Source organism: Candidatus Oscillochloris fontis (assembly GCF_004138135.1).
Taxonomy (GTDB): Bacteria; Chloroflexota; Chloroflexia; order Chloroflexales; family Chloroflexaceae; genus Oscillochloris; species Oscillochloris fontis.
This window is the reverse complement of record NZ_RYFD01000049.1, coordinates 1-14,356: the sequence shown is the minus strand read 5'-3', so window position 1 is coordinate 14,356 and position 14,356 is coordinate 1. Positions and strand designations below refer to the sequence as shown.

Genomic DNA, 14,356 nt, shown 5'->3' with positions numbered 1-14,356 from the left:
CTACTATGTGGTCACAAGAGACGTATCTGCGCACCTACCATTTCGCGGCGCGTGCCCACCAGGGCCAGATCTACCCCGGTACCCAGATCGCCTACATCATGCATCTCAGCTTTGTGAGTATGGAGGTGATCGCCGCGCTGCACGCCGAACCCCACCACACTGGCGATCTGGCCGTGCAGTGCGCTCTACTCCATGATGTGATCGAGGATACCCCGCTGGGCTATGCCGAGATCGCCGCTACCTTCGGCCCGGCGGTGGCGGATGGCGTCCTGGCGCTCACCAAGGATGCCACGCTGCCCGCCGCTGAGCAGATGGCCGATAGCCTACGCCGCATCCTTATGCAACCGCGTGCGGTCTGGCTGGTCAAACTGGCCGACCGCATCAGCAATCTACAAACGCCGCCCGCCCACTGGACGCCAGAGAAGGTGCTGCGTTACCGTGATGAGGCCGAAACGATCTCCACGGCCTTGGCGGCGGCCAGCCCCTTTTTGGCGCAGCGTCTGCGGGCCAAGATTGATGGTTATGGACAGAAATGATGAATCACCTACGCAGTTTGAACCCCGAACAACGCGCTGCCGTGCTGGCCCCGGTTGGCCCGGTGCTGGTGCGGGCGGGTGCGGGCAGTGGCAAAACACGGGTGCTGACGTTGCGCATCGCCCATCTGATCAGCATTGGGGCCAAGCCGAGCCAGATCCTGGCCCTCACCTTCACCAACAAGGCGGCCCGCGAGATGCGCGAACGCCTGCGCAAACAGCTTGGGGCGGGTGCGCGTGGCTTGGTGGCGGGCACCTTCCACGCCACCTGTGTGCGCGTGCTACGCGAGATGATCGCCGGGCGGGTGGGGACGTATACGGCGGATTTCAGCATCTACGCCGGGGATGAGCAATTGCAACTGGCAGCAGCGGCGCTCGATGCAGCCACCGAGCGCCCCCCGATGTTGCTGGAGCCAGAGGAGGTGCTGCGGCGCATCTCGCGCGCCAAGAGCCGCCTGCTCACGCCGCGCCTCATGGCGCGCTTCGCGCCCGATCCGGTGGATCGCTTCGTGGCCGGTTGCTACCGCCGCTATCAGCGCGCCCTCGAACAGGCCAACGCGCTCGATTTTGATGATCTGATCCTCGTTACCCATCGTCTACTGACCGAGCATCACGATCTGTTGGAGAGCCTGCAAACCCGCTGGCAGCATGTCTTGGTGGACGAGTACCAGGATACCGATCCCAGCCAGCACGCGCTGATTGAACTGCTCACCCGCCCGACGCATGGCCGCCCGCGCTCGCTCTTTGTGGTCGGCGATGGCATGCAGAGCATCTACGGCTTCCGCAACGCCGATCACAGCATCATCAACCGCTTTGCCGACGATTTCCCCGACGCGCAGGTGATCGAGCTAGACACCAACTACCGTTCGCGCCAGCCCATCCTCGATGCCGCCTACGCGGTGATCCGCCACAGCCGCACCGTGGCCCCGATGGCGCTGCGGGCAGCCGGCGGCGGCGTGGCGGCGGAGCGCTGCCTGCTCATCCACGAGTCCAAGAACGGGCGCGAAGAGGCCGAACAGATCGCCCGCAGCATCAACGAACTCCAGGGGCAGGGGCGACACCTGCGCGAGATGGCCATTCTCTACCGCACCCGCCACATGAGCCGGACTATCGAGGCTGCGCTGCGCCATGCCCACATCCCCTACAACGTGCGTGGCGGAGTTGGCTTCTATGATCGCGCCGTCGTGCGTGATGCGCTGGCCTACCTACGGGCCATCGCCAACCCCGCCGACAACCTCAGCCTCGTGCGGATCGCCAACGTCCCGGCGCGTGGCCTGGGGGGCCAGGCCATCGCCAATCTCTCGGCCTTTGCCGCCCAGAACGCGATCTCGCTCTCGGTTGCCCTCGCTCAGCCCGCCGCCCAACAGCACCTCTCACCCAAGGCGGCGGAGGGAGCGCGGCGCTTAGCCAACCTCTTGGCGCGCTGGCAGCGCATGGCGGCGGGCACCGCCTCCCCCGACCACCTGCTCGCCGACGTGTTGGAGCAGAGTGGCTATATGGCCGCGCTAGAGAATCGGGTCAGCCCCGAAGATCTGCCCGATGCACGCGGGCATCTGCAAGAGTTGATGCATGCCGCCGAGGAGCATGACAGCCTCTCCAGCATGCTGCAAGAGATCGCCCTGCTCACCAGCGCCGACGAGAAGGAGGACGAGCGCGATCAAGTCCAACTGCTCACCATCCATGCCGCCAAAGGGCTAGAATGGGCGTTTGTCTTTGTGACCGGGCTTGAGGAGGGCACCTTACCGCACGAGCGCAGCATTGCCACCCTCGAAGGCATCGAAGAGGAACGGCGGCTCTGCTATGTAGCCCTCACCCGCGCCGCCGAGCGCCTCTACCTCTCCTGGACACCCGGCCGCAACCGGGGCCAGATCCTCAAGCCCTCGCGCTTCCTGGATGAGATCCTGGCCTATGGGCGTGAACGAGTTGGTCGTTAATTTGGGGCTATTAGTTACATAGACGTGAATACGGAGGTGTGGTGATGCGCAAATCAACATGGACTCTCTGGGTTGGATTGTTGATCGCTACGATTCTCGCTGGCTGTGGAGGCGGGCAAGCGAATCTTCCCAATTCATCCCAGATCGGTGCAGGGGCTACGACACTTCCCATCGAGCGACCGGAGAATCTGGTCGGTACACCAGAACGCCCAGAGCGTTCGACGATCCCCAACCCGCCTGATCACCCCACGATCACCATTCAGGTACCCGATCTCTCTCAGGTCACCCCGGTGATACGACCTGAAATGCCCAACATCACCCCTCCTATCTCCCAGCCGGTTCAGGCTACACCACCCATTCCCAACAACCTACCAGCGATTACGCCCCAACGGCCACCAATGGGTTCTGGACAAATCAGTGGTGGTATGGGCGAGGGGGTAACGTTCACGGCAACCGAGGCACAACTGAATCAGGCGCTCACCATGTCCATAAACGCGGCATCTGAATCCCCAATTCAGGCGATCAGTCTCGATCTCCGCTCGAACGTGGTGGGGGTGAGTGCGACCGTTCTAGTCGAAGGCCAGAGCATCTCAACCCAGGTGGGGCTTGCTCCAGTTGTTGAAGCATGCGCTCTGAGTTTCAGTGTCGTTGAGGAACCCGCTCAGCCAGACGCGATTCCCGCTCCAGTGTGGAATGCTCTCGTAGACCAAATCGTAATCGCCGTAGAATCTGCGATGGTCATACCAGAGAAGGCATGCATTCAGGCGGTGAGTGTTACCGAAGGGCAGATCAGCATCACCGTTGGGAAGCGTTAGTTAATTGGGTGACTGGTAGTTACGCGGGCTACGTCAAAATCGTAGCAACACTGATGCTCTTTGCCGTAGCCCGCTACTTTACCCATTCGGATTGGTAATCGCAAACAACAACTCAGCCTCACATGCCAACTGGCCTTCAACCGTTGCTTTGGCGGAGGCTTTGCCCACCCCACGCCGGAACTTCTCCATCGTCACCTCTAAACGCAAGACATCGCCGGGGCGCACGACACGCTTAAACCGTGCCCCATCAACCCCGGCAAAGAGCACCAACTTCCCGGCGTGCTCCGGCAGACTCAGCGCCGCCACCGCGCCGGTTTGTGCCAGCGCCTCCAAGATCAACACCCCTGGCATAATCGGGTTGCCCGGAAAATGGCCAGTAAACTGCGGCTCATTCGCACTCACCAACTTCTCGCCCACCGCCCGCTGGCCCGGCTCCAACTCCAGAATACGATCCACCAGCAGAAATGGGTAGCGGTGGGGGATGATGGCCATAATCTCTTGAGTAGTTAACATAATTGCTCCATAGAAAATAGGAAGGAAAGACGGACTATCTTAACATAGCCTGGTTATTGCGAACCATGCCCTGCTGTCAGCAGAGGCGTGTGCTATACTGCTCCGTGGGAGATCTATATTGATTGGACCGCGCATTCTGCAAGATATAAGCTTTACGGAGGTAGTATGACTCTTGAGAAGCCTTTTTATACTACCGACTTTGGAGCAGCCTATCTCGGTGACTCCTTGCACCTATTGGATCTATTAGAACCTGAAACAATTGATCTTGTTATTACCTCTCCGCCATTTGCCCTGCAACGTGAGAAAAGTTATGGTAATGTAGACCAATCTGTATATGTTGATTGGTTATTTGCATTTTGCGAGAAAGTACATCGTGTTCTTGCCCCTCACGGTAGTTTTGTGATAGATCTTGGTGGTGCTTATCAAAAAGGAAGGCCAGTTAGATCTTTATATAATTATCGCATCCTTATTCGCTTATGTGATGAATTAAATTTTCGATTGGCAGAAGAGTTTTTTTGGTATAATCCGGCAAAACTTCCTTCACCTATCGAATGGGTGAATAAGCGGAAGTTACGAGCAAAAGACTCTGTTAATACCGTTTGGTGGCTATCAAAAGAAGATTTTCCAAAGGCTGATATAACTCGTGTACTTGTGCCTTACTCTGATCGAATGAAGAAACTACACAAAGACCCTGATGCATATTATACACCCAAGTTACGCCCATCAGGTCATGATATTGGAAAGGGTTTCGCTACTGATAATGGTGGTGCTATTCCTTCTAATTTGCTCCAGATATCTAATACAGAAAGCAACTCGCATTATATACAGTTATGCAAAGCAGTTGGTGTTCCGGCTCATCCAGCCCGATTTCCGCAGAAGCTACCTGCATTTTTTATTAAATTTTTAACTAATCCAGGAGATGTGGTTGTTGATATTTTTGCTGGCTCAAATACAACAGGAGCTGCAGCCGAGGAATTGGGGCGTAGGTGGATTGCGTTTGAGCAGGATAAGCCGTATCTTGCTGCATCTGCATTTCGATTTATTAATAAAGAACAACCTATAGATATGGTGCAGGCTATTTATCAAGACCTTTTAAGCTCGGTAGAAACTATAGACTTTCGCCGTACAACCCAACTAATGATGTTTGATGCGAGCGAGGATTATACCTCATCATCGTCCGGTGGGTAGACCTTTTCGCCTTTTCTAACCAGAGCCATAGGGATTTTCGGGTTATTAATTGGTTGATTATCTTTGTCAAGCCTCTTTTCCCATTTTTGAAAAATCTCTTCTAACTGGTAGGGGAGGACTTTATAGATCTCTCTTAACTCTACGCCCTCATAAATGGCAATATACCAGGCTTTAACTGCTCGGTATTTATTGATAATATCTTTTGTGAGGTGATGGTGAGTGGTTATTCCGGCATTCTTATTTAATGATCGATTGATAGTTTTGAGCTCGTATTCATTTCCCTCCGAGTCTACCGCATCATTTCCTTCGCGTCCAGGAGATATACGTAATCCTAGTAATATCAGAACTTGAAGAACTTTGCCACCATTATCTTGTAAAATATCATTGATGCCGTATTCATCTGCAAGCTGTTGCGCCTCACGTATACCTTTAAATGCATCACTGAGGCGCTCAATATCAGACTTACGCTGCTCTTGGACAGCGGGAACATCGTTTGCGGGTTCGGGCAGTGGTGACGTTATAGGTGATATACCAAGTGACTTTGTTAGATTCGCTTCACCTGCTAGATCTTCAATAAATGTTGAAACTGGCACTTCGAGTATGCGTGCAAGATCAAAAAGAACTTCAAAAGATGGCGACCTTTCAGCACGCTCTAGAAAACTGATATGCTCTGTTGTCTTTCCAATAAGTTCTGCTAACTTCTCTTGTGTTAGCCCCTTTTCTTGTCGTATTGTACGTAACCGCTGAGCAAACAACGAACGTGCTGCTTGGTAGTCTGTCACGGCTTAACTCCTGCCATAATACGTACTGAAAGTACGTATTTATACTATAGAAGAGTCAAGGAATGAAGTACACGTACTGAAAGTACGCCATCGAACATGTTGACTCTGCATATTCAGACTGATATAATTCCGCACGCCCTAACAATCCCGCAAGAGTGAGTCTAGAAAGGGGGTGGTCGTCGTCCCACGTCACTGATCTCTGGATTCACCGCTTATTGTGCGAGGAGACTCTATGAAAGCTCGTTCTTCATCAGGACCGAAGGCCATTGCTGGTGTGCTGCTGCTCATGCTGCTCATTCCAGTGCTCGCCGCCTGTGGTAGCACGCCTGCTGCCAGCCCGACCGCCGTCCCCGCCACTGCGGTTCCTGCGACCGCAGAGGCTACCACCGAGGCTACGCCTGAGGCTACCACCGAGGCTACACCTGAGGCTACCACGGAACCGACTCCCGTTGCCAACCAGGCAATCTACACCGAGGGCGATCTGCTGGCGGTTGCCGCCACTGAGTGTGGTAATGGTTACACCGGCCAGATCAAAGAGATCGTGGCGGTTGATGCCAGCACGGTCAAGTTTGTGCTCTGCGCCCCCGATCCGGCCTTTCGTGCTAAGGCTGCCTTTACCCCCTTCTCGATCCTCCCCAGTGAGTATCTGGAATCCACTGGCGGCACCGGCGATCTGATCGAGAAGCCGATTGGTACCGGCCCCTACATGATTGATAGCTGGGTGCGTGGTGATAGCATCACCCTCAAGCGCTTCGATGGCTACTGGGGCGAACCGGCCAATACCGAGACGGTGGTCATCCGCTGGAGCTCCGAGGCCGCTCAGCGTCTGCTCGAACTTCAGTCCGGCACTGTGGACGGTATTGATAACCCGGCCCCTGATGCCTTTGAGGTTATTGCCAATGACACGAGCCTCCAGCTCAAGGAGCGCCCCGGCCTCAATGTCTTCTATGTGGGTATGAACAATGTCTACCCGCCCTTCGATAACGAGAAGGTGCGTCAGGCGCTCGCTATTGGTATTGATCGCCAGCGCATCGTGGATAACTTCTACCCGGCTGGCTCTGAGGTGGCAACCCACTTTACCCCCTGCGCCATCCCCAATGGTTGCGCCGGTGATGCGTGGCCAGAGTATGACCTAGAGGCCGCTAAGGCGCTGCTGGCTGAAGCTGGCTTCCCCGATGGCTTCGAGACCACCCTCCAGTACCGCGATGTCGTGCGTGGCTACCTGCCGGAGCCAGGCCGCGTCGCTGAAGACATCCAGGCTCAGTTGGCTGAACTGGGCATCAAGGTCACCATCCAGGTTGAGGAGTCGGGAACCTATCTCGACAAGGCCGATGCCGGTGAACTCAAGGGTCTCTACCTGCTCGGTTGGGGCGCTGACTTCCCCGACATGACCAACTTCCTCGATTACCACTTTGGAGCCGGATCGAGCAAGCAGTTTGGTGCCAAGTTTGATGATCTGACCGCTGCGCTCCAGCAGGGTGCCTCTCAGCCCACCGATGTTGAGCGCGAGCCGTTCTACGTCGAGGCCAACAACCTGCTCATCAAGCATGTGCCCATGGTTCCGATTGCCCACGGTGCCTCTGGCACGGCCTACAAGGCTGATGTCGCGGGTGCCCACTCCAGCCCGCTCACCAGCGAGTACTTCGCGGTCATGGCTCCTGGTGATCGTGACACCTTCGTCTGGTTGCAGAACGGCGAACCGGCTGGCCTCTACTGCGCCGATGAGACCGACGGTGAGGCGCTGCGCACCTGTGAGCAGATCACCGAGGCGCTGCTCTCCTACGAGATCGGTGGTACCGCAGTCAAGCCCGGTCTGGCCGAGAGCTGCGACCCCAACACCGATCTCACCGAGTGGACCTGCACGCTCCGCACGGGTGTCAAGTTCCACGATGGCTCCGACTTCGATGCGAACGATGTTGTGATGTCCTTCGCGGTTCAGTGGGACGCTGCGCATCCGCTGCACGTTGGGCGTGATGGTAGCTTCACCTACTTCTCGTCGCTCTGGGGCGGTTTCCTGAACGCTCCTGCCGAGTAGTTTCGCCTGTATGGGGATGGTGGGGAGCTTGGCTTCCCACCATCCAATTGCTGCCTATGTTGCGCTACACCCTCAACCGGATCATTATCGCCATTCCTGTCCTCTTCGGTGTCCTCACTGTGACCTTCTTCCTCATCCGGCTCATTCCCGGTGATCCCTGCACGGCGCAGTTGGGTGAGAAGGCAACCGAAGTGATCTGTGCCAAGTTCAATGCTGATAAGGGCTTGGATAAGCCGATCATTGTGCAGTTCGGGGTCTATCTGCGCGATATTTTTCAAGGCGATCTGGGCAAATCCATCCGCCTCAATCGGCCTATCACCCAGTTGATCGCCGAACGCTTGCCCACCACGGTCGAGTTAGGCGTTGCCGCCCTGATCATCGCCATCTCGGTTGGTGTGCCGCTGGGCATTGTTGCCGCCCTCCGCCGTAACTCGTTGATTGATGTGCTGACCATGGTCGGCTCCAATATTGGCGTCTCGATGCCGATCTTCTGGTTGGGCTTGATGCTGGCCTATATCTTCGCCCTCGTGCTGAAAGATACGCCCTTCCAATTGCCCCCCTCTGGTCGCCTACCCTCCGGTGTCACCAACATCCCCTTCTACCAAGTCTGGGGCTGGGATGTTGATCTCAAGACCGGGTATGGCCAGTTGCTTCAGTTCTTTGGCAATCTCTATATTCCGAATAGCTTGATCACTATGCAGTGGGCCGCGTTCTGGGCTACGCTGCGCCACCTCATCCTGCCCGCCATGGCGCTGGCCACTATTCCCATGGCGATCATTGCGCGCATGACCCGCTCGGCCATGCTGGAGGTGCTCGGTCGTGATTATGTGCGTACCGCCCGCGCCAAGGGCTTGGCCGACCAGGTTGTGATTATGCGCCACGCTTTCCGCAATGCGCTCATGCCCGTCGTCACCATCGTTGGCCTGCAACTCGGTACCATCTTCGGTGGCGCAGTGCTGACCGAAACGATCTTTAACCTCGCTGGGGTGGGCCGAATTCTCTTTGATGCGATCACCACCCGCGATTACCCCATCATTCAGGGCTTTACGCTGGCGATTGCTTTTGGGTATGTGTTGGTGAACCTGCTGGTCGATCTCTCCTATGGCTGGCTCGATCCGCGCATCCGTTACTAGATAGGTTCGTTGCGTATGACCACCTCTGCCCCATCCATTCCCGCGATCTCTAAGGTGTCCGATGTTGAAGGCCCTTGGCGGCGGGCGTGGCGTCAGTTTCTCCGCCAGCGTTCAGCGATCATCGGTATGATCATGATCGGCCTCCTGGCCTTCACCGCCATCTTTGCACCGCTGATCGCGCCCTACGATCCGATTGGGGTCTTGCTCGGTAAAGAGGAAGGCATCAAGAAACGCTCCGGGCCATGTATTCACCTGCTCGGTTGCCCAACCGAACAACCCCAACATCTCATGGGGGTAGATGGCAACTTCCGCGACCTCTTCAGCCGCATTATCTACGGTGCGCGCCTCTCACTCTTGATCGGCTTTGTCACTGTGGCGATCTCGCTCAGTATTGGTACGTTCTTGGGCGCTCTGGCGGGCTATATTGGTGGTTGGTTCGATAATCTGGTGATGCGTATTCTCGATGTTGTCCTCGCGTTCCCCTTCCTCCTGTTAGCGATTGCGATTGTGAGTGTCCTTGGCCCTGGCCTCATGAATGCGATGTTGGGTATCGCGATTGTGAGTGTCCCCGCCTATGCGCGTGTCATCCGTGCCAGCGTGCTCTCTGCCCGTGAGGAGGACTATGTTCTCGCGGCGCGTACCATCGGAGCCACCCCAGCCAAGATCCTCTTTGGCCACATTATGCCCAATGCCATCTCCCCACTCATCGTGCAGGCAACCCTGGGGATTGGTACTGCCATTCTGGAGGTGGCCGCGCTCTCCTTCCTGGGCCTCGGTGCCCAGCCCCCTACCCCGGAATGGGGTTCGATGCTCTCCGCTGAACGTAACCAGGTCTTTACCGCCCCGCACCTCGTCTTCTTCCCTGGTTTGGCGATCATGTTTACCGTGCTCGGTTTTAACCTGATCGGTGATGGGTTGCGCGACGCGCTCGATCCACGCCTCAAACGCTCGTGATGCGTTTGACAAAGCAAGAGCAGGATGCTATACTTTTTTATCGCTGCGCAGTGGCGCATAGTGTGTGTTCGTGTGCTACACCGGCCTACTCTAAGGCGTAGTCAACCACTACGACCAGACACAGGCCAGGTTATTATTTTGTCTGGATTATAAGATACCTGTCCCGGGCGTCTGACACAGGAGTTCTTGATGCCGACGATCAACCAGCTCGTTCGCAAGCCACGGAAGCCAGTCGTACGGAAGACGAAGGCTCCCGCACTGCGGTTCACGTACAACTCGCTGAAGGGGAAGCTGACCCGTGGTAAAGGGTCGCCGCAGAAGCGCGGCGTCTGCACCAAGGTCGCAACCGTTACCCCCAAGAAGCCGAATTCGGCCCTGCGCAAGATCGCGCGCGTCCGGCTCTCCAACGGCCTTGAGGTCACCGCGTACATTCCGGGTGAGGGCCACAACCTCCAGGAGCACTCGGTCGTGCTCATTCGCGGTGGTCGTGTGAAGGATCTCCCCGGCGTGCGCTACCACATCGTTCGCGGTACCCTCGACACCCAGGGCGTCAATGGGCGCAAGCAGGGTCGCTCGAAGTACGGCACCAAGAAGAACGCGCAGCCAGTCGGTAAGAAGCGCTAGTACGGCGAAGGGGTGGGTATATGGGCCACAGTTGCCCATACCCTGCCGCCAGTTGCCCGCAAAGGAAATGCTATGTCTCGCCGCAGCAATACGGTTAAGCGCACTATTCTGCCCGATGCTCGCTACGAGAGCCTGTTGGTGCAGAAGTTCATCAACAAGGTGATGGAGCGCGGGAAGAAGAGTACCGCTGAGCACATCGTCTATAACGCGATGGATATTGCCGCTGATCGCCTCAAGAAGTCCCCCTTGGAGGTCTTTGAACAGGCGCTGCGCAATGCCAGCCCCTCGATTGAGGTCAAGCCCAAGCGCGTTGGTGGGGCGACCTACCAAGTGCCGATTGAGGTCAAGAGTGAGCGCCGCTATGCCTTGGCGATGCGCTGGCTCCTCATCTCGGCGCGCGCCCGCAGTGGCCGCCCAATGGCCGAGCGCCTCGCTACGGAGATCATGGATGCCTATAACAACACGGGCAGCACGATCAAGCGCCGCGAGGACGTCCACAAGATGGCTGAGGCCAATCGTGCCTTTGCTCACTACGGTCGTCTCTAGTTCAGCAGTGACGCGCCACCCTTGGGGTGGCGCAACCCAATACCAAGTTGACACGGTTGCGTTGTAACGCACCTCGTGTCACACCTTCCAGTAGGAGTAAGTGACAGGTATGCCACGCCAGATAGAGCTTGAAAAGATCCGCAATATCGGCATCATCGCCCACATCGACGCGGGCAAGACCACGACGACAGAGCGCATCCTGTTCTACACCGGACGCACCTATAAGATCGGCGAGGTTCACGAAGGCACCGCGACGATGGACTGGATGCCGCAGGAGCAGGAGCGCGGCATTACCATCACCTCCGCTGCGACGACTGCCGCCTGGCGCTTTGCTGATATTGATTATCGCGTCAATATTATTGACACCCCCGGCCACGTGGACTTTACCGTTGAGGTTGAGCGCTCGTTGCGCGTCCTCGATGGTGGCGTGGTGGTCTTTGATGGTGTCGCCGGTGTTGAACCCCAGTCGGAGACGGTTTGGCGTCAGGCTGATAAGTATAGCGTCCCGCGTATCTGCTTCGTCAACAAGATGGATCGCATCGGGGCCAACTTTGATCGCTGCGTCAGCATGATTGTTGATCGCCTCGGTGCAAAGCCGGCGGTCATCCAGTTGCCTATCGGTGCTGAAGATCGCTTCTTGGGTGTGATTGACCTCTTCTCGATGGAGGCAACGTTCTACCACGACGATCTCGGTAAGGATATGCGCCAGGGCCCTATTCCTGACGATATGCTCGCACTCGCCCAAAAGTCGCGTGCTGAGTTGATCGAGATGATTGCTGAGACCGATGATGAGTTGACTCTGCTCTACCTTGAGGGTGAGGAACTTGGCGTCGAAGAACTCAAGCGCGGTTTGCGTAAGGCGACCATCGAGGGGCGTCTGGTTCCGGTGCTCTGTGGGGCCGCTCTCAAGAATAAGGGTGTCCAGAAGTTGCTCGATGCGGTCGTTGAGTATCTGCCCTCGCCGCTGGATCGCCCGGCCCTCCAGGGTACCCAGCCCGGCCATGTGCTCGGTGATGAGGGCGCTGAGGTGCTGACCCGCGTCGCCAGTGATGACTCGCCCTTCACTGGTCTCGTCTTCAAGATTGTCGCCGATCCCTATGTCGGCAAGTTGGCCTACTTCCGCGTCTACGCCGGGAAGATCGAGAAGGGCAACTACGTCCTCAACTCGACCCGCAACCAGCGTGAGCGCCTTGGTCGTATCCTCCAGATGCACGCCAACCACCGCGAGGATATTGAGTCGGTCTACGCGGGCGATATCGCCGCCATGGTCGGCCCTAAGCAGAGCTTTACCGGCGATACGATCTGCGATCCCGATCACCCGATTGTGCTTGAGAGCATCCGCTTCCCTGAGCCAGTGGTCGAGTTGGCGATTGAACCCAAGACCAAGTCTGATCAGGATAAGATGGCCATCGCTCTCAATCGTCTGAGCGAGGAAGATCCCACCTTCCGCGTCTATACCGATCAGGAGACCGGCCAGACGATCATCAAGGGTATGGGTGAGTTGCACCTTGAGGTTATCGTTGACCGTATGCGCCGCGAGTATAAGGTTGAGGCCAACCAGGGTAAGCCACAGGTCTCCTACCGTGAAACCATTACCCAGGCTGCTGATATCGAGACCCGCTTCGTGCGCCAGACCGGCGGTAAGGGCCAGTTTGCTCACGTCAAGATCAAGTTTGAGCCGCAGACCCCAGGGGCCGGGTTCGAGTTTGTGAATGGGATTGTGGGTGGCTCCATTCCGCGTGAGTATATCGGGCCAGTCGAACAGGGTCTGCGTGAAGCCATGCAGACGGGTGTGATGGCCGGGTATCCGGTGGTTGATATCAAGGCAACGCTCTACGATGGCTCCTTCCACGAGGTGGACTCGTCCGAAATGGCGTTTAAGATCGCTGCTTCGATGTCTCTCAAGGACGGTGTCCGTAAGGGTCGCCCGCAGTTGCTGGAGCCGATTATGAAGGTTGAGACCACCACCCCTGAGGATTTCCTTGGGACGGTGTTGGGCGATCTCAACTCGCGCCGTGGCCGCGTCGAGGGCATGGAGGCGCGTGCCAATGCCCAGATCGTCAAGGCGTTTGTGCCCCTAGCGACGATGTTTGGCTATACCACCGACCTGCGCTCGGCCACCCAGGGCCGCGCAACCTCTTCGATGGAGTTCGATCATTACGAAGGGTTGCCCGATCATCTGGCCAAGGAGATTATTGAGAAGCGGAGCAGTAATTAGTTTGAACGCGGAGGGATGGTGCCGCTCGGTGGCATCGTCCCTCTTGGTGTGAAGAATGGCAGAACTGAACCTGTTGGCGCCTCCACCTTGGCAAGAGTACGAGTTGATTGATTCGGGTAATGGCGCTAAACTTGAACGGTTCGGCCAGTACACCTTGGTACGACCCGAAACCCAGGCGATCTGGTCGCCTAACCTGTCGGAGCGTGAGTGGCAACGCGCCGATGTTGTCTTCGAGAAACTGCGCGGTGAGGACGGGGTTGGGCTTTGGCACCAACGTCGCCCAATTCCTGAACAGTGGCTCCTGCACCATGACAATCTGGCGTTCTGGGCTAGGCTAACTCCCTATCGCCACACGGGGGTCTTTCCAGAACATAGCGCCCATTGGGCCTGGATGCGTCGCCAGTTAGCTACACGCCGCCAGCCACGTGTCCTTGTCCTGTTTGGCTACACCGGCCTGAGTAGCCTCGAAGCTACTCGTGTTGGTGCCCAGGTCGTCCATGTTGATGCCTCCAAGCCCGCTCTGCGTTGGGCGCAGGAGAACCAGCAGGCATCGGAACTCTCCGACCGCCCGCTGCGCTGGTTACTTGATGATGTCGGGAAGTTTGTTGCCCGTGAGATCCGTCGCGACCGTCGCTATGATCTCATCTTGATGGATCCGCCCATCTTTGGGCGTGGCCCAAATGGTGAACTCTGGCGGCTCAATGAACAACTTCCCGCTTTGGTTCGTGAGTGCGTGAAACTGCTCAGTGATACCCCTCTTGGCATCCTGATTAGTGCCTACGCCACTAATATCTCGGCTCTGACTCTTCAGAACGTCCTAGATGCGGCGCTGACCCATCTGCAAGGGACGACAAGCGCGGGGGAACTGGTTCTGCGCGAAAGCGCTTCCAACCGCCTGTTGCCTGCCGCAATCTACGCTTGCTGGTCAAGCGGGGGGCATCCCCATCAAGCGCAGCAGCACGCTGCACCATAGCTCATTCTTTAGTATACGAGGTTGACAAAACATGGCGAAGCAGAAGTTCGAGCGCACCAAGCCGCATATTAACGTCGGCACGATTGGCCACGTGGACCACGGCAAGAC

Annotated in this window: 13 protein-coding genes; 11 read left to right on the top strand and 2 right to left on the bottom strand. The window is 57.0% G+C overall.

Going from position 1 to position 14,356, the window contains the following annotated elements; all coding sequences use genetic code 11:
• Positions 1 to 5 precede the first annotated feature (5 nt).
• The 3 genes from EKD03_RS15345 to EKD03_RS15335 are packed head-to-tail and all read left to right on the top strand — an operon-like array spanning position 6 to position 3,282.
• Positions 6 to 536, top strand: a complete 531-nt coding sequence (locus tag EKD03_RS15345) for an HD domain-containing protein (protein ID WP_129632787.1) — start codon at positions 6 to 8, stop codon at positions 534 to 536.
• The gene (locus EKD03_RS15340) at positions 533 to 2,467 is read left to right on the top strand and encodes an ATP-dependent helicase (protein WP_238613545.1); all 1,935 of its coding nucleotides are present in this window, start codon (positions 533 to 535) and stop codon (positions 2,465 to 2,467) included. The genes EKD03_RS15345 and EKD03_RS15340 overlap by 4 nt, the downstream gene beginning before the upstream one ends.
• A gap of 44 nt (positions 2,468 to 2,511) precedes the next feature.
• Positions 2,512 to 3,282: a hypothetical protein gene (locus tag EKD03_RS15335; protein WP_129632784.1), complete on the top strand. Its 771-nt coding sequence runs from the start codon at positions 2,512 to 2,514 to the stop codon at positions 3,280 to 3,282.
• Between the two features lie 78 nt (positions 3,283 to 3,360).
• On the opposite strand, the gene fabZ is transcribed toward EKD03_RS15335, so the two are convergent.
• Positions 3,361 to 3,795: a 3-hydroxyacyl-ACP dehydratase FabZ gene (gene fabZ, locus EKD03_RS15330; protein ID WP_129632781.1), complete on the bottom strand. Its 435-nt coding sequence runs from the start codon at positions 3,793 to 3,795 to the stop codon at positions 3,361 to 3,363.
• A gap of 165 nt (positions 3,796 to 3,960) precedes the next feature.
• On the opposite strand from fabZ, the gene EKD03_RS15325 reads away from it, so the two are divergent.
• Positions 3,961 to 4,983, top strand: coding sequence for a DNA-methyltransferase (locus EKD03_RS15325; RefSeq protein ID WP_129632778.1), 1,023 nt, complete (start codon positions 3,961 to 3,963; stop codon positions 4,981 to 4,983).
• Here EKD03_RS15325 and EKD03_RS15320 read toward each other — a convergent pair.
• Positions 4,956 to 5,765, bottom strand: coding sequence for a helix-turn-helix domain-containing protein (locus EKD03_RS15320; protein WP_129632775.1), 810 nt, complete (start codon positions 5,763 to 5,765; stop codon positions 4,956 to 4,958). The genes EKD03_RS15325 and EKD03_RS15320 overlap by 28 nt on opposite strands.
• Before the next feature lie 232 nt (positions 5,766 to 5,997).
• Between EKD03_RS15320 and EKD03_RS15315 the strand changes: the two genes are divergently transcribed.
• The 7 genes from EKD03_RS15315 to EKD03_RS15285 all read left to right on the top strand — a co-directional run bounded on the left by EKD03_RS15315 (position 5,998) and on the right by EKD03_RS15285 (position 14,248).
• On the top strand, positions 5,998 to 7,800 hold the full coding sequence (locus tag EKD03_RS15315) for an ABC transporter substrate-binding protein (protein WP_129632769.1): 1,803 nt from the start codon (positions 5,998 to 6,000) through the stop codon (positions 7,798 to 7,800).
• Positions 7,801 to 7,856: 56 nt separating this feature from the next.
• Entirely contained in the window at positions 7,857 to 8,933 is a 1,077-nt protein-coding gene (locus EKD03_RS15310; protein WP_129632766.1) for an ABC transporter permease, read from the top strand.
• Positions 8,934 to 8,948: 15 nt separating this feature from the next.
• Positions 8,949 to 9,887: an ABC transporter permease gene (locus tag EKD03_RS15305; protein ID WP_129632763.1), complete on the top strand. Its 939-nt coding sequence runs from the start codon at positions 8,949 to 8,951 to the stop codon at positions 9,885 to 9,887.
• A 189-nt stretch (positions 9,888 to 10,076) separates the two neighbouring features.
• Positions 10,077 to 10,511, top strand: coding sequence for a 30S ribosomal protein S12 (rpsL, locus tag EKD03_RS15300; protein ID WP_129632760.1), 435 nt, complete (start codon positions 10,077 to 10,079; stop codon positions 10,509 to 10,511).
• Positions 10,512 to 10,583: 72 nt separating this feature from the next.
• Entirely contained in the window at positions 10,584 to 11,057 is a 474-nt protein-coding gene (rpsG, locus tag EKD03_RS15295; RefSeq protein ID WP_129632757.1) for a 30S ribosomal protein S7, read from the top strand.
• Between the two features lie 109 nt (positions 11,058 to 11,166).
• The gene (gene fusA / locus EKD03_RS15290; RefSeq protein ID WP_129632754.1) at positions 11,167 to 13,275 is read left to right on the top strand and encodes an elongation factor G; all 2,109 of its coding nucleotides are present in this window, start codon (positions 11,167 to 11,169) and stop codon (positions 13,273 to 13,275) included.
• Positions 13,276 to 13,330: 55 nt separating this feature from the next.
• Positions 13,331 to 14,248: a class I SAM-dependent methyltransferase gene (locus EKD03_RS15285; protein ID WP_129632751.1), complete on the top strand. Its 918-nt coding sequence runs from the start codon at positions 13,331 to 13,333 to the stop codon at positions 14,246 to 14,248.
• Positions 14,249 to 14,356: the final 108 nt, after the last annotated feature.

What these genes read in the sequence shown, in the direction of transcription:
- EKD03_RS15315 (WP_129632769.1), top strand. Translation starts at nt 5,998, where the DNA reads ATGAAAGCTCGTTCTTCATCAGGACCGAAGGCCATTGCTGGTGTGCTG.
- EKD03_RS15335 (WP_129632784.1), top strand. Translation starts at nt 2,512, where the DNA reads ATGCGCAAATCAACATGGACTCTCTGGGTTGGATTGTTGATCGCTACG.
- EKD03_RS15325 (WP_129632778.1), top strand. Translation starts at nt 3,961, where the DNA reads ATGACTCTTGAGAAGCCTTTTTATACTACCGACTTTGGAGCAGCCTAT.
- EKD03_RS15340 (WP_238613545.1), top strand. Translation starts at nt 533, where the DNA reads ATGATGAATCACCTACGCAGTTTGAACCCCGAACAACGCGCTGCCGTG.
- EKD03_RS15310 (WP_129632766.1), top strand. Translation starts at nt 7,857, where the DNA reads ATGTTGCGCTACACCCTCAACCGGATCATTATCGCCATTCCTGTCCTC.
- EKD03_RS15285 (WP_129632751.1), top strand. Translation starts at nt 13,331, where the DNA reads ATGGCAGAACTGAACCTGTTGGCGCCTCCACCTTGGCAAGAGTACGAG.
- EKD03_RS15305 (WP_129632763.1), top strand. Translation starts at nt 8,949, where the DNA reads ATGACCACCTCTGCCCCATCCATTCCCGCGATCTCTAAGGTGTCCGAT.
- rpsG (WP_129632757.1), top strand. Translation starts at nt 10,584, where the DNA reads ATGTCTCGCCGCAGCAATACGGTTAAGCGCACTATTCTGCCCGATGCT.
- rpsL (WP_129632760.1), top strand. Translation starts at nt 10,077, where the DNA reads ATGCCGACGATCAACCAGCTCGTTCGCAAGCCACGGAAGCCAGTCGTA.
- fusA (WP_129632754.1), top strand. Translation starts at nt 11,167, where the DNA reads ATGCCACGCCAGATAGAGCTTGAAAAGATCCGCAATATCGGCATCATC.
- fabZ (WP_129632781.1), bottom strand. Translation starts at nt 3,795, where the DNA reads ATGTTAACTACTCAAGAGATTATGGCCATCATCCCCCACCGCTACCCA.
- EKD03_RS15345 (WP_129632787.1), top strand. Translation starts at nt 6, where the DNA reads ATGTGGTCACAAGAGACGTATCTGCGCACCTACCATTTCGCGGCGCGT.